The organism is Paenirhizobium naphthalenivorans (assembly GCF_007992095.1).
In the GTDB taxonomy this organism is placed as follows: Bacteria; Pseudomonadota; Alphaproteobacteria; order Rhizobiales; family Rhizobiaceae; genus Allorhizobium; species Allorhizobium naphthalenivorans.
The window spans coordinates 53,304-73,691 of sequence record NZ_BJZP01000017.1; the positions used below are offsets into that span (position 1 = coordinate 53,304).

The window sequence follows — 20,388 nt, forward strand, 5'->3', positions numbered from 1 at the left end:
GCACCTTTTCACGAGAGACTGTCATGACCGGCCCGTACCCGACGAACGGTTCCATCGGAGCAGCGAACAGCGATTTTCAGTCGCTGTTCGTCACCCATCCCTCACCGATGTGGGTCTACGATCCGGAGACGTTGCGCTTCTTGATCGTCAATAATGCCGCGATCGACCTCTATGGCTACAGCCGCGTGGACTATGACCGGATGACAGTCCTCGACATCCGCCCCGCGCCGGAACGCAAGCGCATGCTAGAGGCCGTACAGCGTCGCACCGACATGGAACGGGCCGAACGCTGGACGCATATCAAGGCGAATGGCGAGACGCTTGAAGTCCTCACCTATGGGCGGGCTGTGCGCTTTGAAGGGCGCGATGCGATCCTTGCCATCGTGCAGGACCGGACAGAGGTCAACGCCGCGCAGAGACAGGTTATCGCCACGCGGTCGCTGCTCGACAGCATCGTCGACAATCTGCCGATCGGGGTCTTCGTCAAGGACATGCAGGCGGACGGCGCCTATGTCCTGTTCAACGAGGCGAGCGCTCTCAATATCGGCCTCGATCCGGTGGAAGTTCTCGGACGAAACGACCAGGCCCTCTACCACCAAACGCAGATCGCCCGCTTCCGCGACCAGGACGTGCTGGCGCTTGGCCAGAGTTCCACAATCAGCTTCGAGGAAACCATGCTTCGCCCCGACGGGCAGCAGAGGATATTCAAGACGATGAAGCGCGCCCTGCCTGCGCCTGACGGCTCGGCGCCGCGATACATCGTTGGGCTTTGCCAGGACGTGACCGAGGAACGATCAGTCGAGTCGAGGCTCTCCCATATGGCGATGCATGATGCCTTGACCGGCTTGCCGAACCGCGCCTTCTTCACTGACCACATCCAGCGGGAAACACCGATTGCAACCGCCGACCACCCTCTTGCCCTGCTCTATGTCGACGTCGATCATTTCAAGAACGTCAATGACAGCAAGGGGCATGCGGCGGGCGACGCGTTGCTGTGCCAAGTGGCCGCGCGCCTGACACAACTGACCAAGAACGGCGATCTGGTCGCCCGCCTCGGCGGCGATGAATTCGCCGTCGTTCTTCGGCTCTCCAGCCATGCCGGTATCGGGGATTTCGCCGAACGCCTGCTGAAGGCATTGGCCATACCCTTCGATCTGGAGGGTTCGAAGGAACATGTCACATGCAGCATCGGTATCGCCTTGGCGCCGGAGCATGCTGCCGACGAGAGCGTGCTGATGCGCCAGGCCGATCTGGCGCTCTACGCCGCCAAGGAGAGCGGGCGCTCGACCTTTCGCTTTTATCATCCTGACATGCGTCGCGAAGCCGAGCGCCGCCGCCAATTGACTGTTGAGTTGCGCGACGCGCTGGAAAAAGGCCAGTTCGAGCTATATTACCAGCCCATCGTCGAGCTCAGGGGCGACGGCCTGGCGGGGTTCGAGGCGCTGATCCGCTGGCATCATCCCCTCCGCGGCCCGATCGCTCCGGCGGAATTCATTCCGATCGCCGAAGAGACAGGACTGATTGTGCCGATCGGCGAATGGGTATTGCAGCAGGCCTGCCGCACGGCGGCGACCTGGCCGACACAACTGAAGATCGCCGTCAACCTGTCCGTCTGCCAGTTCCGTCACAGCGGGTTGCTGTCGAGCATCATCGCAGCGCTCAACAAGACTGGCCTCAATCCCAAGCGGCTGGAGATCGAGGTCACCGAATCCGTCTTCCTCGCCGATGTGGAGCAAAGCCTGCCACTGTTGCGGGCTTTGAAGGCGCTTGGCATTCGCATCGCGATCGATGATTTCGGTACGGGCTATTCGTCTTTCAGCTATCTGCGTGCCTTCGCCTTCGACAAGATCAAGCTGGACCGAAGCTTCGTCAGCGGCCTGGAGACCGACCCGGGAAACCTCGCCATCGTCCGCGCCGTGATCGGCATCGGGTCGGGGTTCAATGCCACGACACTGGCGGAAGGAATCGAAACGGAAGAGCAATTGCGATTGGTCAGGGACGAGGGCTTCGGCGAGGTCCAGGGGTTCCTGCTTGGCAAGCCGATGCCGAGGGCCGAGGCGGAAGCCCTGATCCATGGCACGTTCGACACGTGCCATGCCTCAACTGTAACGGACAGTCGTTTCCGGAAACGGCCAAGCGCCATGGGCATCGCCAAATCGGATCGCAAGTCGGCCCATCCAGCAGCGTGATCCAGCGCAGTGCGTTGAACGCCCCCACAGCCTCGCGTGCAGGGGCGATTGCGTTTGTTATCAGGCGGCCAGTCGTGCGCCGTCGAGAGGGATCTCGACCTCAATCTCGAGGATCGAGACGTGCTCGCCGCGATCCATGGTGACATGCACCTTGTCGGCGTCGACCTGCACATGGCGCGAAATCACGGCGAGGATCTCCTCACGAAGCGCGGCCACAAGATCCGAGCCGGCCGAGGCACGCTCGTGAGAGAGCAGAACCTGCAGACGCTCGCGGGCAAGCGGTGCCGACTTCTGCTTTCGGAACAGGGCGAAAATACTCATGCCGCCCTCCGCGCGAAAATCTTGCCGAAGAGCCCTCGCTTTTCACCCGGGATTTCAATCGGCACGTCCTCGCCGCAAAGCCGGCGAGCGGCTTCAAAATAGGCCAGAGCCGGCGCACTGCGGGCATCGGCGAGCGTCACCGGAGCACCTATGTTGGAGGCGCGCAGCACGTCCATGCTTTCGGGAATGATGCCGAGAAGCGGAATGGAGAGGATTTCCAGAACATCATCAACCTTGAGCATGTCACCACGCTGGGCGCGGGCGGCGTCATAGCGGGTCAGCAGCAGATGCTTTTCCATCCGTTCACCACGCTCGGCCTTGACGGTCTTGGCGTCGAGCAGGCCGATGATCCGGTCGGAATCGCGCACCGAGGAAACTTCCGGATTGGTAACGACCACGGCCACATCGGCATGGCGCATCGCCAACGTCGCGCCGCGCTCGATCCCGGCCGGGCTGTCGCAAATGACCCAGTCGAAATAGCGCCGCAGGTCGGCGATGACCTGTTCCACGCCCTCGGGCGTCAGATTGTCCTTGTCGCGTGTCTGCGAGGCCGGCAGCAGGAACAGCGTTTCCAGCCGCTTGTCGCGGATCAGCGCCTGCTGAAGCTTCGCGTCCCCCTGGATCACGTTGACCAGATCGTAGACCACCCGGCGTTCCGCGCCCATGATGAGATCGAGGTTGCGCAGACCGACGTCGAAGTCGACCACGACGACCTTCTCGCCGCGCTGCGCAAGGGCTGCTCCCAGTGCGGCGCTCGACGTGGTCTTGCCAACCCCGCCCTTGCCTGACGTGACGACGACTACCTTCCCCATCTTGCTCTCCTGTTCTGGCCGTTGCGGCTCAATTGAGTTTGTCTGCCACGAGCGTGTCGTCCTCGAGCCACCACTGGACGGGCTTCCCGTGAAGTTCAGGCGCCATGTCCTCCGCCATCTTGTAGATGCCGTCGATGGCCACGAGCTCGGCTTCGAGTTTGCGGCAAAAGATCCTGGCCGAACCGTTTCCGATCGATCCAGCCATGGCGCGCCCACGCAGCGCACCGTAGATATGAATGGAACCGCCGGCGATGACTTCAGCCCCCGATGCGACGGAGCCGATCACGGTGACGTCGCCATCGGAGAAGATCACCGACTGGCCGGAACGAATCGGCTCGCGAATGATCAGCGACTGCAAAGCCTGGCGCGAAGTGGCCGGCTCCTCGGCCTTCGCCTCCTGGCTTGGAACAGCACTCGCCGGATCGCTCACCGGCACCTCGAAGTCGGCCGCAGGGCGGCCCCCCTTCAAGGCGGGAGGCATGCCGGGCTCGACCAGCGACGGTCGCCCGCCTTCGATGCCCATGACGCTGACATTGCGCCCGGAAAGCTCCGCCAGCAGGCTCTTCAGCTGGGGGCGATCAATTTCGAGATCGGTGACATCAAGAACGACCGGACGGCCGAGGAAGAAGCCGGCCGAGCGCGCGGCGAGGTCGTCAAGCCGGACCAGCCATTCATCGAGCGGCAAATCGGGCGAGAGCACGACCGCCATGAAGGAGCGGCCCTTGATACGGATCGAGCGGGCGTCTGTTAGCACTTTGGTCATCTGGGTTAAGGATTGGTTACCCTTGCTACCCTCTCCATGGTTAACAAAAGGTTAATACGGATGACCGGTCAGCTCTGATTTTTACGTTCCGCCCCGTCACGCTATCGATGACCAATTGCAAGGGGGCCGGCTCCCGAACGCCGGGCGCAAACGGTCAGGGAACAGTGCACAGCAAACGCCGGAGCAGTGTTCTGGGAGGGCGTCTATGAAACCTTGTCAGCCGACGCCTCTCCATTTCGGTTAGAGCGAAAAGTCGATGCAGATGCGGCCAGCGACCTTACCGGCCTGCAACTGGTTCAGTGCCGCATCGACGCCGGAGAGCGGAATCGTCTCGATGTCTATGTCGAGGCTGGTACGCGCGGCGAACGCGAGGAAATCGCGAAGATCCTGACGCGAACCGACCGACGAGCCGAACACGCGGTGGCCACCGTCGATCAACCACATCATCGATAGCGGCACCGGGTCATGAACGAGTGCGATGGCGATGATGTCGCTCAGCGGATTGACCGCCTGCTCGATGGTCTGCCAAACGGCCGGAGTCGGCGCGAAATTGACGGCAATGTCGGCGCCACCAAGTTCCTTGACCCTCAACCCGGCATCGGGGTCGGCCTCGACCAGATGATCGGCGCCGCGCTGGCGCGCCTCTTCGAGCTTTGCCGGGTCGCGGTCGACGGCCACCACGGTCGCGCCATGCGCCTTGGCGATCATGATCGCATACTGCCCGAGCCCACCGCAGCCGATAACCATCACCGTCTTGCCGGGCCGCAGTTGGGTCTTGCGCAGTGCACTCCAGGCCGTCAATCCGGCGCAAAGCAGCGGCGCACCTTGCAGCGGATCGATCCCATCGGGGATCGTGCAGGCGAATCGCGATTCGAGGATGGCATATTCGGCAAAGGCGCCGTGATAGTGGATACCGCGCGCATGCTGATGGGTGCAGAAGGTCTCAGCACCTGTCAGGCAGGGGCTGCAATCGAGGCAGGTGTCGTAGAGCCATGGCAAGCCCACACGGTCGCCGAGCGAAAGCCCCGTCTCCGTGCCTTCGCCGACGGCAACGATCCGGCCTATACCCTCATGGCCGAGGATCAGCGGATACATGTGGTCCGGAAGATTCTCGTCACCGTTGCGCAGATGCAGGTCGGAATGGCAGACGCCGCAACTTTCGAGCTTCACCAGAAACTGGCCGCGCCGGGGCTCGGGCACGGCCACCTCGCGGATCACAAGGGGAGCGCCGGAGGCCTCGGCAATCGCGGCCTTCATGGTCTTGGGTGTGATCATCTCGGAATGCTCTCAGTTTGCGTCGGGACGGTGGACCGTCTTGATTTCGAGGAAATCCTCCAGCCCGAAGATACCGCCTTCGCGACCATTGCCGGATTGCTTGTAGCCGCCGAACGGGCTGCCGTAGCGATGCGGCGCGCCGTTGATGTGCACCATACCGGCCCGCAGGCGGCCGGCGACACGTTCCGCCCGGTCGAGGTCGCTCGTCTGGACATAGGCGGCCAAGCCATAATTCGTGTCATTGGCGATCTCTATCGCTTCCTCTTCGGTGTCGAAGGGTATGATGACGAGAACCGGCCCGAAAACCTCTTCGCGGGCGATCCGCATGGTATTGTTGACACCTGCGAAAATCGTCGGCTTGACGTAGTAGCCGGTCTCGAAGCCCTCCGGCTTGCCGGGACCGCCAACGAGAAGCTCGGCGCCTTCGGCAATTCCGGCTTCGATCAGCGTCTGGACACGGCCATACTGAATGTCGCTGACGAGCGGCCCGATATGCTCGCCCTCCTCTTGCGGATTGCCGACTTTGGCCGCACCGCCAACGCGTTTGGCAATCTCGATAGCCCTGTCGTAGACGGAGCGCTGAACCAGAAGCCGTGTCGGCGCGTCGCAGGACTGGCCGGAATTGTTGAAGCATTCGAGCACGCTTCCGGCAACGCGGTCCTCCAGATCTGCATCCTCGAAGACAAGATTCGGCGACTTGCCACCGAGTTCCAAGGTCACCCGCTTGACCGTCTCGGCCGCGTCCTTGCTGACAGCGATGCCAGCGCGTGTGGAGCCGGTAAAGGACATCATATCGACATGCCTGTGCTTCGACAGCGCCGCACCGACGTTCAGACCGTCGCCATTGACGAGGTTAAAGGTGCCAGCGGGGAAACCCGCCTCGTCAATCATCTCGGCATAGAGCAGCGCGTTGAGTGGAGTGAATTCGGAGGGCTTGAGCACGCAGGTACTGCCGGTGGCCAGAGCAGGGATGACCTTCAGGGCAATCTGGTTGATCGGCCAGTTCCACGGCGTGATCAACCCGCAGACCCCGACTGGCTCGCGCAACACGGTATCGCCATTCGGCAGAACCTCGCGGGTCTTCAGCCGCTTCATGGCATCGATGAAACCCTCGAGATGGCCGACACCGACATGGGCCTGCTGCTCACCGCTCATGGTGATCGGCGCCCCGAGTTCCAGCGTGATGGTGCGCGCCATTTCGTCATAGCGGCGCTTGTAGATGGCCAGCAACTTTTCCAGCAGCGCGATGCGCTCGTCCGAGCTGGTCCGGCTGTAGCTTGAAAAAGCCGTCCTGGCGGCAGCGACGGCGCGGTCGATATCGGCAGCGCTGCCCATCGAGATCACCGCGATGGGCTTTTCGGTGGCAGGATTGATCACTTCAAGGTCTTTGGCCGTGGTCGGGTCGACCCACTCGCCGTTGATATAGAACTTACGCTTGTCGAGCATGTTTCACTCCCGTCAGATTGTCTTTTGTCTAGCGTCGAGCCAGCCGGTGATCAGATCCCGGTAACGCTCGCCGCTAAAGCTGGGAAAATGACCGCCATGCACCAACCGCACCGGCAGCGTCAAAAGGCGCTCCATCGAGGCGAGATAGTCGGCGGCATTGGAATGGTATGTATCTTCGATCAGCGGGCCGTCATAAAGGATGTCACCCGAGAACAGGATCTCGGTCGCCTTTTCATAAAGCGCGATGCCGCCGGGCGAATGGCCGGGCGTGTGGATCACCTCGAACTGTCGGTCGCCGAGGTCGATAACGTCGCCATCATCGAGAATGCGCGTCGCCGGCGCCCGCTTCACCGCATAGCATTTGGAGCAATAGGGCTCCGGCGGCAGAGCATCGAAGATCTCGTCGGTCACGTAAGGATCGGCGAGTGTGTTCTCGCGGGTCGGATTGGCCAGCAAATCGGCTTCGGCAGAATGCACGGCCCGACATTCGAATTCATGGTGGCAACCGATATGGTCGAAATGGGTATGGCTTGCGACCGCGATCAATTCGCGCTCCGTCACCAGCGGCACCCATTCGGTCAGCGACACGACACCCATGCCGCTATCGACCAGCATGTCGCGATCCCGACCTCGGACATGCCAGATGTTGCAGCGGTAAAACTCCTGGATGTGGGGCTCGGAGATATAGGTCACGTCGTCATCGAGACGGCGAAGGCTGTACCAGTCCTCGGCACGCATACGGGGCTTCATTGCAGCTCCCCTTTACCATTGGCAAGTGCCACGATGCTATCGGCCGGCACCGCAAGATCAAGCACATCGCCGACGTGTGGTTCCGCAGTTTGGGGCAGATGGGCTGTGATGACGATGTCCACCGCCCCTTCGGCCCGCAGATGGCAGCGATGATGGGCGCCGAAGAAAGCGCTATCAATGATGCGCGCCCGGCCGAGTGTGACGGTTTCTCCCTCTTCACCGCCAGAACGGAAATGTTCGGGACGGATGCAGAGCGTCACGCTCTTGTCCTCGCCCGGCATACCGGCCGTAAACGCAGCCATGGGAAGAACGGCGGAACCGAGCGCCGTCTCGACCCGCACCTCGCCGGCACAGATGCCGCTAACCTTGGCATCGAGGAAATTCGCCTCGCCCATGAAGCCGGCTGAAAACAGCGAGCGCGGCCGCATGTAGATTTCCGACGACGCACCGACATCCTCGATATGGCCGTGGTTCATCACGACAATCCGGTCGGCGATGGCCATGGCTTCTTCCTGGTCGTGCGTGACGTGAATGAAGGTGGTGCCGACGCGCTTCTGGATCGCCTTCAACTCGTCCTGCATCTGGCGGCGCAGTTTGAGGTCCAGCGCGCCGAGCGGCTCGTCGAGCAAGAGTACATCCGGATCGACGGCGAGCGCCCGGGCCAGCGCCACACGTTGTCGCTGACCGCCGGACAGCTCGTGCGGCTTCTTCAAGGCGGATGTCTTGAGGCCGACGAGGTCGAGCATGGAGAGCGCCTTGTCGTCACGCTCGGCCTTCGACATGCCCCGCATGCGCAGACCGAAGCCGACATTGTCGATGAGCCGCATATGCGGGAAGAGAGCATAGTCCTGGAACATCGTTGTGGTCGGACGCTTGGCCGGCGCGACATGGGTCATGTCGGTTCCACCGATCGCGATCGTGCCGGAGGTTGGCTCGATGAAGCCACCAAGGATAGAGAGCAGCGTTGTCTTGCCACAGCCGGAAGGTCCGAGCAGGACGATGAACTCGCCGGCGGCGATGTCGAGCGAGACATTGTCCAGCGCGCGGAACGTGCCGAAGACTTTCGTGGCGTTTCTGATCGAGACGTCGGCGGTCATGAGGATTTCCCGGATTTTCTGAAGACGGTAAGTTCCATCACGATCAGGAACACTACCGAGATGAGAAAGACGACGCTGCCGATGGCATTGGTCTTGGGATCAAGACCGGAGCGCAGCATGCTCCAGATCTCGACCGGCAACGTCACATCGAAGCGTGACAGCAGGAAGGCGATGATGAACTCGTCCCAGCTGAAGGTGACCGACAGGAAGAAGGCGGCAAGGATCGAGGGCATCAGCATCGGCGCGGTGACGAGCAACATTACCTGCCAGTCCCTGGCCCCGAGATCGCGCGCGGCCCGCTCGATATTGACCTGATGGCCACCCATCGAGGCGTAGATGATCGCAAAGCATAGTGGCAGGTTGATCACCACATGGCCGATACCGATCGTCCAAAGCGAAAGCGTCACATTGAGACGGCTGAAGACGGACAAAAGCCCAAGGGCGATGATCAAGGTGCTGACCGTCATCGGCGCGACGATCAACGCGCGCTGGAGACCGGAGCCCGGCAGCTTGTAGCGGGCAAAGGCATAAGCCGCGAGGAAGCCGAGCAGACAGGAGACGGCCGACGAGACGATCGCCACGATCAGCGAGTTGCCGAGCGCCGTCATTAGTTTGACATCCGCGAAAATCTCGCCGTACCAGCGCAGCGTCAGCCCATGCAGAGGCGGCACCGGCAACGTTCCATCCTGAAAGGAGAAGAGCACAAGCACGGCGACCGGCAGGAAGATGAAGACATAGATCGCGCTGGCATAGACAATAGCGAGCGCCGTTTGCATGTGCCGCATCGGTCAGGTCCTTTCCATCTTCAGCCAGCGGGCGCAGGCGAGATAGGCGATGGTGACGACCACCATCAGCACCAGCGACAAGGCAGCGGCCATGGGGAAATCGGCCCGGCGCCCGAGTTGCAGCATGATCACCTGGGGTAAGACGAGCTCGTTGTTGCCGCCGAGGATCTGCGGTGTGATGTAGTCGCCGATGCACAAAACGAAGGTGAGGAAGGCGCCGACCATAATGCCCGGCAGAGTCAAGGGCAGGATGACATGCCAGAAGGTCTGAAAACCATTCGCCCCGAGATCGGCGGCAGCCCGCCGGTAGTTCGGTGAAAGCTGCACCAAGTTGGCGTAAATCGTCAGCGTCAGCAGCATGACGAAGAAATGCACAAAGCCGATCACCGTGCCGACGCGGTTTGCCGAAAGCTGCAGCGGTTCGGAAATCAGACCCATCCACATCAGCGCCTGATTGACCACGCCGCCGCCGGAAAGCACCAGCAACCAGGAATAGGAGCGCACCACATAGGAGGTCCAGAACGGCAGAATCGCCATGATCAGTGCAAAGCGTTGAAAGCGCTTCGGCACGCGCTCGGCGATGATCCACGCCAACGGATAGGCAAGCACGATAGAGATGACCGTGACGGTCGCCGTCACTTCAAGCGAATTGTAGAGCGCCTTGAGGAGATGCGCCTTGCCAAAGAAAGCTTCGTAATTGTCAAGCGTCCAGCTGGCGACGATCTGGCGACCATCGCGTTTCCAGAAGCTGATCGCCGTCATGTAGAGGAAGGGAACGAGAAAGAAGGCGATGGTCCAGAGGAGCGCCGGCAGCGCAAATCCCCAAGCCTTGCGGCGTTCCGCCCGCTCAAGTGGTGTGGCCGTCATATCACCGCTTCTCCAACCATGATTGCCCTCATCCTGAACCGTTTCCATCGCATGTTACGAGCGTCCCTCGATTGGACTGACGACGCGGCGCCGGCCAAACCGAAGACGCACCACCTCCCCCTCCCCCTTGGGACAGGGGAGGCGCCAACACTTGAAGAGGGTAGATGTACCCGGCAGGTTACTGTTGCAGCATTTCCGTCCAGGCGTCCTGCATGGCCGCGTCGAGATCGGCATCGACGACTGGATAGAGCTGGGTGTTCTTCAGATATTCCGGCTGCTTGTCCCACCGCAGGGCTGTCTTCTGCTGGTCGTTCAGTTGATCGCCCGCCTTGGAATTGGCCGGCATGCCCCAGTAGCAGGATGAGGTCGCGAGCTTGGCCTGACCTTCGGGGCTAAGGATATACTGCACGAACTTCACCGCGAGGTCTTGCTTGGTCGAGTCCTTGAACACGCCGATCGATTGTGCCCAGCGCAGGGCCCCCTGCTTCGGCACAGTCCAGTCGAGGTCCGGCTTTTCCGCAGTGAGCCCGGCCGTGACCCACTCGCCGCCGCCGAGAATGATATCGACTTCGCCGCTGACCAGCGCGGTCTGAGAAGCAACGACGTCGCTCACCTGGCGCGCGACCTTCTTCATCTCGAACAGCTTTTCCTTGATCGCCGGCAGATCGGCGGCCGTCAGGTCAGCGGTGTTCTTGCCGATGGCAAGCCCGGTCAGGCCGATCATCGGCAGATAGTAGTCATAGAGGGCAATGCGACCCTTGTACTTGTCGGACCAGAAGATCGAGAGGTCTTCCATATCCTTTGGGTCGACCTTGGTCTTGTCGTAGGAAATCGTATTGTAGCCAAACTTTTCCGTGACGGCGTAAATCTTGCCATCCTTGGTATTATTGGCCTCCATCCGTACTTCCGGGAAGATGTCGGGGGTCGGCAGCTTGTCAGCCGGAATCTCGGCGAGCAGATTCATTTCAACAGCGCGCGGCACATCGACGCCGTCGATGACGAAGACATCCCAGTCGCCGGGGCGCGACTGCTCGACGATCGACAGGCCAGCGCCCGTGCCTTCGTATTCCTTGAGGTTGACCTTGACGTTGTTGGCCTTCTCAAATGGCTCGATCAGCGCCGGATCAGTATGGTCGCACCACACAAGCGCGTTCAGCTCCTCCTGCGCCGAGGCGCTGGCGGAAAGAGCACAAACAGCGGCGGTCGCGAAAAGCATGCGGCGGGAAAGCCCGCCCAGAATGGTCTTGTTCATCTTGTTTCCCTCTTGCCGAAGACCCCCGTCGAGTCCTCGCGTTGATCAAAATGGCACTCGTCCTGGCGCCTTGAGAAAAAGATTGAATGAATTCATTTTTTAAGTCAATCTCATTTTTGAAGAGATTCCAAAGGAGATTGCGATGACCGGATTGCGCGCCAGACAGAAGGCAGACAGGAACCGCCGCATCCTGGAATCCGCCACGACGCTCTTTCGCGAACAGGGCTACGACAGCGCTCGCATCGAAGACATTGCCGAGAGGGCCGAAGTCTCGGTCGGCACGCTCTACAATTACTATCAGAACAAAGGCGACATCCTCGTCGCCACCGTTTCGATGGAAGTGACCGAGGTACTGGAGGCCGGCGAGATCATCGTCGCCAACCCGCCGCTCAACGTGAACGAGGCGCTGGGCGCGCTGATCAACCAGTATTACGACCACTCGCTCGTCTATCTGAGCAAAGAGATGTGGCGTACCGCCATGGCCTCATCGATCCAGCAACCGGAGACCCCCCTGTCGAAGCGCTATACCGAACTCGACCAGCGGCTTTGCGCCCAGGTGGTGCAACTGATCGAGACCCTTCAGCGCCGCGGCGTGGTCATCGCCGGTGTCGACGCCCGCGCCATCGGCGAGGTCTTCTTCAACAACCTCAACGCGATGTTCATCGAGTTCTGCAAGGTCGAGACCATGCCGCTCGAAGAGCTGAAGACGCGTGTTGCCGAACAGCATAGGCCGATCGCCGCGCTGATCAGCAGCGTCAAGCCCGTCTGAACCATCCCGAAAACCTATCAGAAACGACAGACATGACCGATACTAGGACCGCCGTCCTCGCCGCCGTCGACGCCCTCGTCGCGGCTTTTGGCCGACATGACACCAAGGCCTATTTCGATGCCTTCTCGCCGGCCGCGAGTTTCATCTTCTACAATCTCGACAGGACGCTTCAGAACCGCGCCGAATACGAGGCAGAATGGGCCTTGTGGGAGACCCGCGACGGCTTTGAGGTGCGCGGCTGCCGCTCGACCAAGCGCAACGTCCAGCTTCTCGGCGACGTCGCGATCTTCACTCACGCAGTGGAAACGGAGCTTTCGATCAGCGGCCAGGCGATGACCAACTACGAGCGCGAGACGATCGTCTTTGCACGCCAGACCGATGGCCGTTGGCTCGCGGTCCACGAACATCTCTCAGCAATGCCAAGCTGAAAAACTCCGACTTGGACCGTCCGTATCCCACCTATCCCTCCTATCTTCCTCTCATGGCGGATTGCGGGATTTGATCGTTCCAGGCGAAGCCTGCGGTCCATTTCGACATCATCATCCGCCCGTTCGGCGGGTGAGCCCGATTGCATGCGCCTGATGTCTCGCGGGTTCGCGAGGCAACGCGGTGGCAGGCCCCAGAGCCATGCTCCGGTGGGTCAGCTAGATATAATTCATCGGCACGGCTGTGGTGAACTTGAGCTCTTCCATGCTGATGAAGGACGATACATCCATGAAGTCGAGTTTCGAAATCAGCTCCTTGTAGACGGTGTCATACACTTCGACGCTCGGCACGACCAGGCGCAGCAGGTAATCCATCTCGCCCGTCAGGCGGTAGGCCTCCACAATTTCGGGGATAGCGCCGATCACCTCGCGAAACGTATCCAGCCAGCCGATCGAGTGCCTTGACGTGCGCACCGCCACGAAGACGGTCATTGCGACATTGGCTTTGCGACGATCCACCAGCACAACGCGGCGAGCAATCAGACCACTGTCCTCCAGGTTCTTGATGCGCCGCCAGCAGGCCGAAACCGACAGGCCGACGGTATCGGCAAGATCGGCAACGGGTACGGCCGCGTCCCGTTGCAGATAATCGATGATCTTCTTGTCGCGACCGTCCAACATCGGAATCCCCCTCTCAAACGAAACCTGAGTGGCAATATTTTATGGCGCCATACGAGATATAGGCAATATTTCCTCTCAGCATTTTGGGAAAAATCCGCAAAATACGATCTGATTTTCTGCGCTGCACACCCTACAGTTCATGGAAAGTGAACTGGAGGCAGAAGTGCAAAAAACTATCGGATTGATTGGCGGCATGAGCTGGGAAAGCACGGCCGTCTACTACAAGAAAATCAATGAAATGGTCCGGGATCGCTTCGGCGGGCTGCATTCGGCGGACATCGTTCTCTATTCCGTCGATTTCGACCGGATCGTCGGATGGCAACGGTCCGATCAATGGACGAAAGCCGCCGACTATCTTGGCGACATTGGACGCAAGCTGGAGGCGGCCGGCGCCGATTGCGTGCTGATCTGCACCAACACCATGCACCTGATCGCGGAACCAATCTCGATAAAAATCGGCGTTCCGCTGATCCACATCGTCGATGTCACCGGTCAGGCGCTAGCCGCCGCCGGCGCAAGAAAGCCGCTGCTGCTGGCGACCCGCTACACGATGGAGCAGCCGTTCTATCTCGAACGGCTGAAGGAAAAATTCGGTATCGACGCGATGGTCCCGGATCAGGCGGGTCGTGACGCGGTTCATGACGTCATCTTCAATGAGCTATGCTGTGGTATCATTAAAGATAGCTCGCGCGCCGTCTATCTCGACATCATCGAGAAGGGCCGCACCGCTGGCTGCGATTCCGTGATCCTTGGCTGTACCGAGATCGGCATGCTGCTCAGCGCCGATGAGACCGGTCTTGCGACATTCGACTCGACCTTGTTGCATGCATCAGCTGCAGTCGACTTTGCCAATGCGAGCCGCCCGGCCTGACCGGGCGTCCCGACCAAACAGCCTGACACGGCATAAAGCGATTGTCGCACCGCATCCCACCGCCCGGCTGATCGGGGTGGGGAGCAAGAACGCCAGAGGAGAACAGATACACAAGCCCTGCAACGCCGGACTTGGCACGCTGGCGGCACTCGGCACGCTTGCCCTCACCGTAACCTCATCGCTTTCGGCCGACGACCCGATCAAGCTTGGATATCTGGCCTTCTGCCGGTTTCGTGGAGGCTGCGTCTCGGGTGACCAGGGGGAGTTTTGCTTTCTAGGAATATGGAACGCAAAAACCCCGCAGCGTGAGCTACGGGGTTATTTTAATTAAGGCTGGTTGCGGGGGCCTGATTGCACCGAGACTTGCAATATCGCAACCTCAAGCCCGCCATGCGCAGCCACGATCTCACCGTGCCAGCTGGAAGCCTCGAAATACCTCCCCCTTTGCCGGTTTTATTGATTCAATCGGCCTGTGTGATTTGTTGGGAGCGGGTGATGCGGGGACAGTCGGGGTTCTGGGATTTGGACGAACGTTACGAGCGGCTGAGCGCTGGCGGCGATCCTCTGGAGAAGCCATCTTGAGCGTTGAATGGGGATGGATTTCGTCGTGGTCCTTGCTCTGATGCTCTGCCCCCCAAAAACTGGATCGTTCAGAAATGGAGTTTTCCGCGGTAATTTCCCGGCTGGGAAAAGGAGCGGAAGCATGAAGGCATCGAAGTTCTCGGACGCGCAGAAGGCGTTCATTTTGAAGCAGGGCGACGACGGCGTGCCAGTGGCAGAGATTTGCCGGAAGGCAGGGATCAGCCAGGCGACGTATTTCAATTGGCGCAAGAAGTATGCAGGCCTGTTGCCCGACGAGATGCGTCGGCTGAAGGCTTTGGAAGAGGAGAATCCCAGGCTGAAGAAGATCGTTGCGGATCTGACGCTCGACCGCGAGATGCTGCAGGATGTCATCCGCCGAAAGCTCTGAGGCCTGTCCGGAAGCGCAAGCTGGTTGACGGCATGTTGGTGGACTGGGGCATATCGATCCGACGGACCTGCACGGCCCTAAGGTTCGACACGTCGACCGACCACTACAAGTCCCGACGCACCGGACAGGCCCCAGCGGGTCATGTCGGGCGCCCGCTTCTCGATCCGGAGCAACCGCCATCTCGACGACCTCTACTTGGTCGGCCATCCGCGCACAGGTCATAAACATCCACTCGAGGCAGCTCATCGGTCTTATGCCCTGCCACTTCGCCGAATCTTGGGTGGTGCGTGGCAAATTACAGGCCATCCGACCCAGCACCTTCAGCTTTTCCTCGACGCACAAGATCGCCTGTCGGCGGGACAACAAGAACAGCCCGCTGTTCGCGGAATTCCTATCGTCCTGAAGCGATTGAAGAGCCAGAACGGAATGTGGCAAAAACTCCGCACGCAGATTCATGTCCTGACAGATCAAAGCGAGCCACCGGTGTTGCGGAATTGAATTTTAAACGCGGTCAACCAGTTTGCCGACGACCGAGCGGTTGGTCTCATCGATGGAATGTCGTTGGAGGCGAGCCGCAGAACAAGATTGCCTGAGAAAGCGCAGCCGATCAGGCATTTCGCGCGTAGCGTTGGGCAATCAGTGCACACACCATCAACTGGATCTGGTGGAACAGCATCAGGGGCAGGACGATGGCGCCGACGCTCTGGCCGGCGAAGATCGCACCGGCCATCGGAACGCCACTGGCAAGACTCTTTTTCGAGCCGCAGAAGGTGATGGTGATTTCGTCCTCTCTGGAAAACCCGAGGAAACGGCTGCCGAACATGGTGACGGCAAGCACCGTTGCGAGGAGGACGACGTCGACAATAGCGACAATGCCGAGATCTTGAAGCGAAAGCGTCCGCCACAGGCCCTCGACGACAGCGGAGCTGAAGGCGAGATAGACCACCATCAGGATCGAACCGCGATCAATCGGCGCCAGCAGCTTCTTGCGGGCGCGGATCCAGTCGCCGATCCACGGTTGGAGGATCTGCCCAAGAATGAAGGGCGCCAGCAACTGCAGCAGGATCTGCTTGAGCGCCGTCATCGAAAATCCACCCCCGCCCGACGCCGAAAGCAGCAAGCCGACGAGAAGCGGCGTCAGGAACATGCCAAGGATATTCGAGGCGGATGCAGCGCAGATGGCGGCCGGCACGTTGCCACCGGCCATCGACGTAAATGCGATCGAGGACTGCACCGTCGAAGGCAAGACGCAGAGAAACAGGAGACCGGTATAGAGCGCCGCGGGAAGCGATGACGGCAGCATGAGACCGGCGGCGAGCCCGAGAAGTGGAAAGATGGCGAAGGTTACAAACAGGATCACGCCGTGCAGCCTCCAGTGCAGCAGGCCGGCGATCACCACGTCGCGCGAGAGGCGCGCGCCGTGCAGAAAGAACAGCAGAGCGATGGCGAGCTTCGTCGCAAGCGCCATCCACACCTGCGCCCCGCCGGTGACCGGCAGGACCGAGGCCAGGAGCACTGCCGCCAAGAGCAGCATTGTGAAGGTATCGGGGAGGAAACGGCGCATCTTCTCATTCCGGTGGACGTCGTTTCGCTCACTCCATTATTGTGATACAAGATGCAACAAATAACGCTCATCACGAAACGAGATATCAGATGCTCGACCTCGTCCAGTTGCGCAGTTTCCTCGCGATCCAGCAGACAGGCAGCTTCACCCGCGCCGCGGAAAATCTCGGGCTTGGGCAGTCAACGGTCAGCCAGCATATCCAGAAGCTGGAGGCCGCGCTTGATCGCCGTCTCATCTTTCGCGACACCCATCGCCTCGGCTTGACACCCGATGGCGAAGTCCTGGCCGGCCACGCCCGCGCAATGCTCGCAATCGACGCTCAGGTTTTCGACCTGTTTGCAGCGAACAAGCTGCGCGGGCAATTGCGACTTGGCGTCTCCGAAGACTTCGCAACCAGCCGCCTGACGGCGGTCCTCGAAGATTTCACCCGCGCGTATCCCTCCGTGGATCTGCAATTGACCGTGGCATTGAGTGGAGCGCTTTACGAGATGCAGGATCTGGGAGAAATCGACCTCGTCTTCGCCAAACGACGCCTTGGCGACCAGCGCGGTCGTCTCGTCTATCGCGAGCCGCTGATCTGGCTGGCACGCGATCCGCTGCAACTGACGGCTCAGTCGGCTCCTTTGCCGTTGATCGCCTTCCCGCCGCCAAGCATTACCCGCAAGCTCGCTCTCGAAGCCCTGGATGCAAGCCGGATTCCCTGGCGCATCGTCTGCACATGCGGCAGCCTCAGCGGACTGACGGCTGCAGCGCGCGCGGGCATGGGCGTCCTGGTGCAGCCGCGCAGCATGGCGCCCGCCGGCCTGAAAGAAATCCCCCAGGATATTCTGCCACCGCTCGAGGACGTGGAGTTCGTCCTGGTCCCGCGCAACGGAGCCGACCAGGCGCTCATCACCGCCATGTCGGACGAAATCCTCTCGAAAGTCGGGAGCAGTTCCGAGACGACCTGAAGCCGGGACGGCCGGTTTCCATCTCTAAAAGGCCGAAGGTGCGCATGGATACGCCGCTTCGGCACGGCAATGGTGCGCCTGTTTCGAGCACGACCGCGCGCATTTGCCTAAAAATTGTGCATTTGATCTATTGCACAAAAACTATCTTGACGGTCGCGCGAAATCGGCATTCACTGAACCAATCGGAAATTGGTTCGGACCAATCATGCCAGACACCTCACCCAAAGAAAACTCGAACTACGCCCTCGAAAAGCTCCGGGATCTTCTTCGCCACGGTGACGTCGGAGTGGAAGGGAAGCTGCCAACCGAGCGCACACTGTCGGAAAAGCTTGGCCTCAGTCGCCGGGCCATCCGCCGGGCGCTGGAGGTTCTCGAGGCGGAAGGCGCAATCTGGCGCAAGCAGGGATCCGGCACCTTTGTCGGCCAGAAGCCGCACGAGTGGAGCGACCAGCTGGAGACGATCGTGGCGGGAACCAATTTCATGGAGATCATGGAAGTGCGCCTCCGCATCGAACCCCAACTGGCGCAACTGGCGGCCCTCCGGGCGAAAGGCAGCGACATCGACCGCATGCGGGAGCTCGCTCAGAAGATCCTCGGCAGCGAGGATGCCGACGCCAAGGAGCTCTGGGACGGGGCGCTCCACCGGCAGATCGCCCAGGCAGCAGGCAACCTGCTGTTCCTGTCCATCTTCGACGTCATCAACCGGGTTCGCCAGGACGACGCCTGGCAGTCGATCCGCGAGCGCGCCCGCAGCAACGCCAACACGATGAGCATATCCAGCGCCCAGCACGCGGCGATCATCGATGCCATTGCCGCCCGAGATCCCGCCAAGGCGGGCGAAGCGATGCGCCGGCATCTGTTGATGCTGCAAGAGCGCCTGATCCGGCAAACCTCGATGGACCATCTGGAGGATGATCCGATCGGCGATGTGTCATGACGTACCGAATTCCGGCCGCGTGGCCGGTCTGACTTGAACGCCGGGGAAACAACCGGTGAGACCCTTGAGAACAGAGAACCAGACCAGAGGAGTTCCAGAATATGAAGATACTGTCCCGTCTTTCGACCTTATTGCTGGCCGGTGCGATGCTCGCGAGCCCCGCCCTGTCCGCCGAGCTTCGCATCGGCCTCGCGGACGATGCCGACGTGCTTGACCCGGCCCAGTCCCGGACCTTTGTCGGCCGCATCGTCTACACGGCGATGTGCGACAAACTCGTCGACGTCTCGCCTGACCTGAAGATCGTGCCGCAGCTCGCCACGGAATGGGCCTGGTCCGCCGACGGCAAGGAACTCACCATGAAGCTGCGCGAGGGCGTGAAGTTCCATGACGAAACGCCGTTCAACGCGGCCGCCGTCGTCGCCACCATCGAACGCAACATGACGCTTCCGGAATCGCGTCGCAAAAGCGAGCTGAGCTCGGTCGAGAAGATCGAGGCCGTCGGCGACTACGAGGTCAAGTTCACCCTGAAGGCGCCGGACGTCACGCTTCTCGCGCAGCTTTCCGACCGCGCCGGCATGATCGTCTCGCCGGCGGCTGCCAAGGAGCTGGGCGCCAATTTCGGCTCCAAGCCCGTCTGCGCCGGGCCGTTCAAGTTCGTCGAGCGCGTGCAGCAGGACCGTATCGTCCTCGAGAAGTTCGCCGACTACTGGGACAAGGACAAGGTGTTCATCGACAAGGTCACCTATCTGCCGATCCCGGATTCCACAGTGCGTCTCGCCAACTTGCGCTCCGGCGAACTCGACGTGATCGAGCGGTTGGCCGCAACCGATGCCGCTTCGGTCAAGAGCGACGCCGCCCTCACCTATGCGGATACCGTCAGCATCGGTTACATGGCCATGTACGTCAACATCGCCAATGGGCCGCGCGCCGACAATCCGTTCGGCAAGGACAAGCGCCTGCGTCAGGCTTTCTCGCTCGCTATCGACCGCGAGGCGCTGAGCCAGGTGGTCTTCGAAGGAACGGCCATGGCCGGCAACCAGCCCTATCCGCCGACCAGCCCCTGGTTCAACAAGGAAATTCCGGTTCCCGCCCGCGATATCGCCAAGGCCAAGGAGCTCATGAAGGCGGCAGGGCATGAAACGCTCGACATCGAGCTGCAGCACGCCAATAGCCCTGTCGTAACCCAGATGATGCAGGTCATTCAATCGATGGTCGCGGAAGCCGGCTTCAACGTCTCGCTGAAGGCCACCGAATTCGCCACCCTGCTTTCCGAACAGTCTGCCGGCAATTTTCAGCTCAGCCGCTCGGATTGGTCGGGCCGCATCGATCCTGATGGCAACCTGCACCAGTTCGTCACCTGCGAAGGCGGTATCAACGACTCCAAGTACTGCAACGCGGAGGTCGACAAGCTCCTCAACGAGGCACGCGCCTCGACCGATGACGCGGTCCGCAAGCAGAAATACGACGCTGCGGCCAAGATCCTCAACGACGACCTGCCGATCATCTATCTCGGCCATCAGTCCTGGATCTGGGCCATCAAGAAAGAAGTCACCGGCTTCGTACCGTCGCCCGACGGCATGATCCGCCTGCTCGGCGTCAAGAAGGGCTGATTTTGCCCAGTCTTGCCTACGGAGCGCCGATGCTCCGTAGGCGACCCCGCAATC

At 60.8% G+C, this 20,388-nt stretch carries 19 protein-coding genes and 2 pseudogenes; 9 read left to right on the forward strand and 12 right to left on the reverse strand.

Going from position 1 to position 20,388, the window contains the following annotated elements; genetic code table 11:
• Positions 1 to 23: 23 nt before the first annotated feature.
• Positions 24 to 2,078: pseudogene (locus RNA01_RS15825) on the forward strand (putative bifunctional diguanylate cyclase/phosphodiesterase); the annotation flags it as partial.
• Between the two features lie 171 nt (positions 2,079 to 2,249).
• Here the strand turns inward: RNA01_RS15825 and minE are convergent.
• The 10 genes from minE to RNA01_RS15875 form a co-directional block, all read right to left on the reverse strand.
• On the reverse strand, positions 2,250 to 2,510 hold the full coding sequence (gene minE, locus RNA01_RS15830) for a cell division topological specificity factor MinE (protein ID WP_147181189.1): 261 nt from the start codon (positions 2,508 to 2,510) through the stop codon (positions 2,250 to 2,252).
• Complete coding sequence (gene minD, locus RNA01_RS15835) at positions 2,507 to 3,322, reverse strand: septum site-determining protein MinD (RefSeq protein ID WP_147181190.1); 816 nt, start codon at positions 3,320 to 3,322, stop codon at positions 2,507 to 2,509. Before minD ends, minE begins: the two co-directional genes overlap by 4 nt.
• 28 nt (positions 3,323 to 3,350) lie before the next feature.
• Positions 3,351 to 4,085 (reverse strand): septum site-determining protein MinC, encoded by a 735-nt coding sequence (gene minC, locus RNA01_RS15840; RefSeq protein ID WP_147181191.1) that lies wholly within the window; start codon positions 4,083 to 4,085, stop codon positions 3,351 to 3,353.
• A 240-nt stretch (positions 4,086 to 4,325) separates the two neighbouring features.
• On the reverse strand, positions 4,326 to 5,360 hold the full coding sequence (locus tag RNA01_RS15845; RefSeq protein WP_147181192.1) for an alcohol dehydrogenase catalytic domain-containing protein: 1,035 nt from the start codon (positions 5,358 to 5,360) through the stop codon (positions 4,326 to 4,328).
• A 12-nt stretch (positions 5,361 to 5,372) separates the two neighbouring features.
• A complete protein-coding gene (locus RNA01_RS15850) occupies positions 5,373 to 6,806 on the reverse strand; it encodes an aldehyde dehydrogenase family protein (protein ID WP_147181193.1) in 1,434 nt (477 codons plus the stop codon).
• A gap of 12 nt (positions 6,807 to 6,818) precedes the next feature.
• Positions 6,819 to 7,556 carry an MBL fold metallo-hydrolase gene (locus RNA01_RS15855; RefSeq protein WP_210245766.1) on the reverse strand — a complete coding sequence of 246 codons (738 nt, stop codon included), beginning with the start codon at positions 7,554 to 7,556 and terminating at the stop codon, positions 6,819 to 6,821.
• Positions 7,553 to 8,653, reverse strand: coding sequence for an ABC transporter ATP-binding protein (locus tag RNA01_RS24450; RefSeq protein WP_147181194.1), 1,101 nt, complete (start codon positions 8,651 to 8,653; stop codon positions 7,553 to 7,555). Before RNA01_RS24450 ends, RNA01_RS15855 begins: the two co-directional genes overlap by 4 nt.
• Positions 8,650 to 9,438, reverse strand: coding sequence for an ABC transporter permease (locus tag RNA01_RS15865; protein ID WP_147181195.1), 789 nt, complete (start codon positions 9,436 to 9,438; stop codon positions 8,650 to 8,652). The genes RNA01_RS24450 and RNA01_RS15865 overlap by 4 nt, the downstream gene beginning before the upstream one ends.
• A 3-nt stretch (positions 9,439 to 9,441) precedes the next feature.
• Positions 9,442 to 10,305 (reverse strand): ABC transporter permease, encoded by an 864-nt coding sequence (locus RNA01_RS15870; protein WP_147181196.1) that lies wholly within the window; start codon positions 10,303 to 10,305, stop codon positions 9,442 to 9,444.
• Between the two features lie 178 nt (positions 10,306 to 10,483).
• Complete coding sequence (locus RNA01_RS15875) at positions 10,484 to 11,557, reverse strand: ABC transporter substrate-binding protein (RefSeq protein WP_147181197.1); 1,074 nt, start codon at positions 11,555 to 11,557, stop codon at positions 10,484 to 10,486.
• Between the two features lie 142 nt (positions 11,558 to 11,699).
• Here RNA01_RS15875 and RNA01_RS15880 point away from each other — a divergent pair, with 142 nt between their 5' ends.
• Both RNA01_RS15880 and RNA01_RS15885 read left to right on the forward strand, forming a co-directional pair.
• Positions 11,700 to 12,326, forward strand: a complete 627-nt coding sequence (locus RNA01_RS15880; protein ID WP_147181198.1) for a TetR/AcrR family transcriptional regulator — start codon at positions 11,700 to 11,702, stop codon at positions 12,324 to 12,326.
• 32 nt (positions 12,327 to 12,358) lie between these two features.
• Positions 12,359 to 12,754, forward strand: coding sequence for a YybH family protein (locus RNA01_RS15885; protein WP_147181199.1), 396 nt, complete (start codon positions 12,359 to 12,361; stop codon positions 12,752 to 12,754).
• 216 nt (positions 12,755 to 12,970) lie between these two features.
• On the opposite strand, the gene RNA01_RS15890 is transcribed toward RNA01_RS15885, so the two are convergent.
• Positions 12,971 to 13,432, reverse strand: a complete 462-nt coding sequence (locus RNA01_RS15890; protein ID WP_147181200.1) for an Lrp/AsnC family transcriptional regulator — start codon at positions 13,430 to 13,432, stop codon at positions 12,971 to 12,973.
• A gap of 163 nt (positions 13,433 to 13,595) precedes the next feature.
• On the opposite strand from RNA01_RS15890, the gene RNA01_RS15895 reads away from it, so the two are divergent.
• The 3 genes and pseudogenes from RNA01_RS15895 (at position 13,596) to RNA01_RS23710 (ending at position 15,771) form a co-directional block, all read left to right on the forward strand.
• Positions 13,596 to 14,303 carry an aspartate/glutamate racemase family protein gene (locus tag RNA01_RS15895; protein WP_235916677.1) on the forward strand — a complete coding sequence of 236 codons (708 nt, stop codon included), beginning with the start codon at positions 13,596 to 13,598 and terminating at the stop codon, positions 14,301 to 14,303.
• A 703-nt stretch (positions 14,304 to 15,006) separates the two neighbouring features.
• Positions 15,007 to 15,404 (forward strand): annotated as a pseudogene (locus RNA01_RS15905) (transposase); the annotation flags it as partial.
• 10 nt (positions 15,405 to 15,414) lie between these two features.
• Entirely contained in the window at positions 15,415 to 15,771 is a 357-nt protein-coding gene (locus RNA01_RS23710; RefSeq protein WP_170253474.1) for a hypothetical protein, read from the forward strand.
• 109 nt (positions 15,772 to 15,880) lie between these two features.
• On the opposite strand, the gene RNA01_RS15910 is transcribed toward RNA01_RS23710, so the two are convergent.
• The gene (locus tag RNA01_RS15910; RefSeq protein WP_147181203.1) at positions 15,881 to 16,837 is read right to left on the reverse strand and encodes a bile acid:sodium symporter family protein; all 957 of its coding nucleotides are present in this window, start codon (positions 16,835 to 16,837) and stop codon (positions 15,881 to 15,883) included.
• A gap of 89 nt (positions 16,838 to 16,926) precedes the next feature.
• Between RNA01_RS15910 and RNA01_RS15915 the strand changes: the two genes are divergently transcribed.
• The 3 genes from RNA01_RS15915 (at position 16,927) to RNA01_RS15925 (ending at position 20,334) form a co-directional block, all read left to right on the forward strand.
• Positions 16,927 to 17,787, forward strand: coding sequence for a LysR family transcriptional regulator (locus RNA01_RS15915; protein ID WP_147181204.1), 861 nt, complete (start codon positions 16,927 to 16,929; stop codon positions 17,785 to 17,787).
• Between the two features lie 205 nt (positions 17,788 to 17,992).
• Entirely contained in the window at positions 17,993 to 18,724 is a 732-nt protein-coding gene (locus RNA01_RS15920) for a FadR/GntR family transcriptional regulator (RefSeq protein WP_147181205.1), read from the forward strand.
• Between the two features lie 101 nt (positions 18,725 to 18,825).
• Positions 18,826 to 20,334 (forward strand): ABC transporter substrate-binding protein, encoded by a 1,509-nt coding sequence (locus tag RNA01_RS15925; RefSeq protein WP_147181206.1) that lies wholly within the window; start codon positions 18,826 to 18,828, stop codon positions 20,332 to 20,334.
• Positions 20,335 to 20,388: the final 54 nt, after the last annotated feature.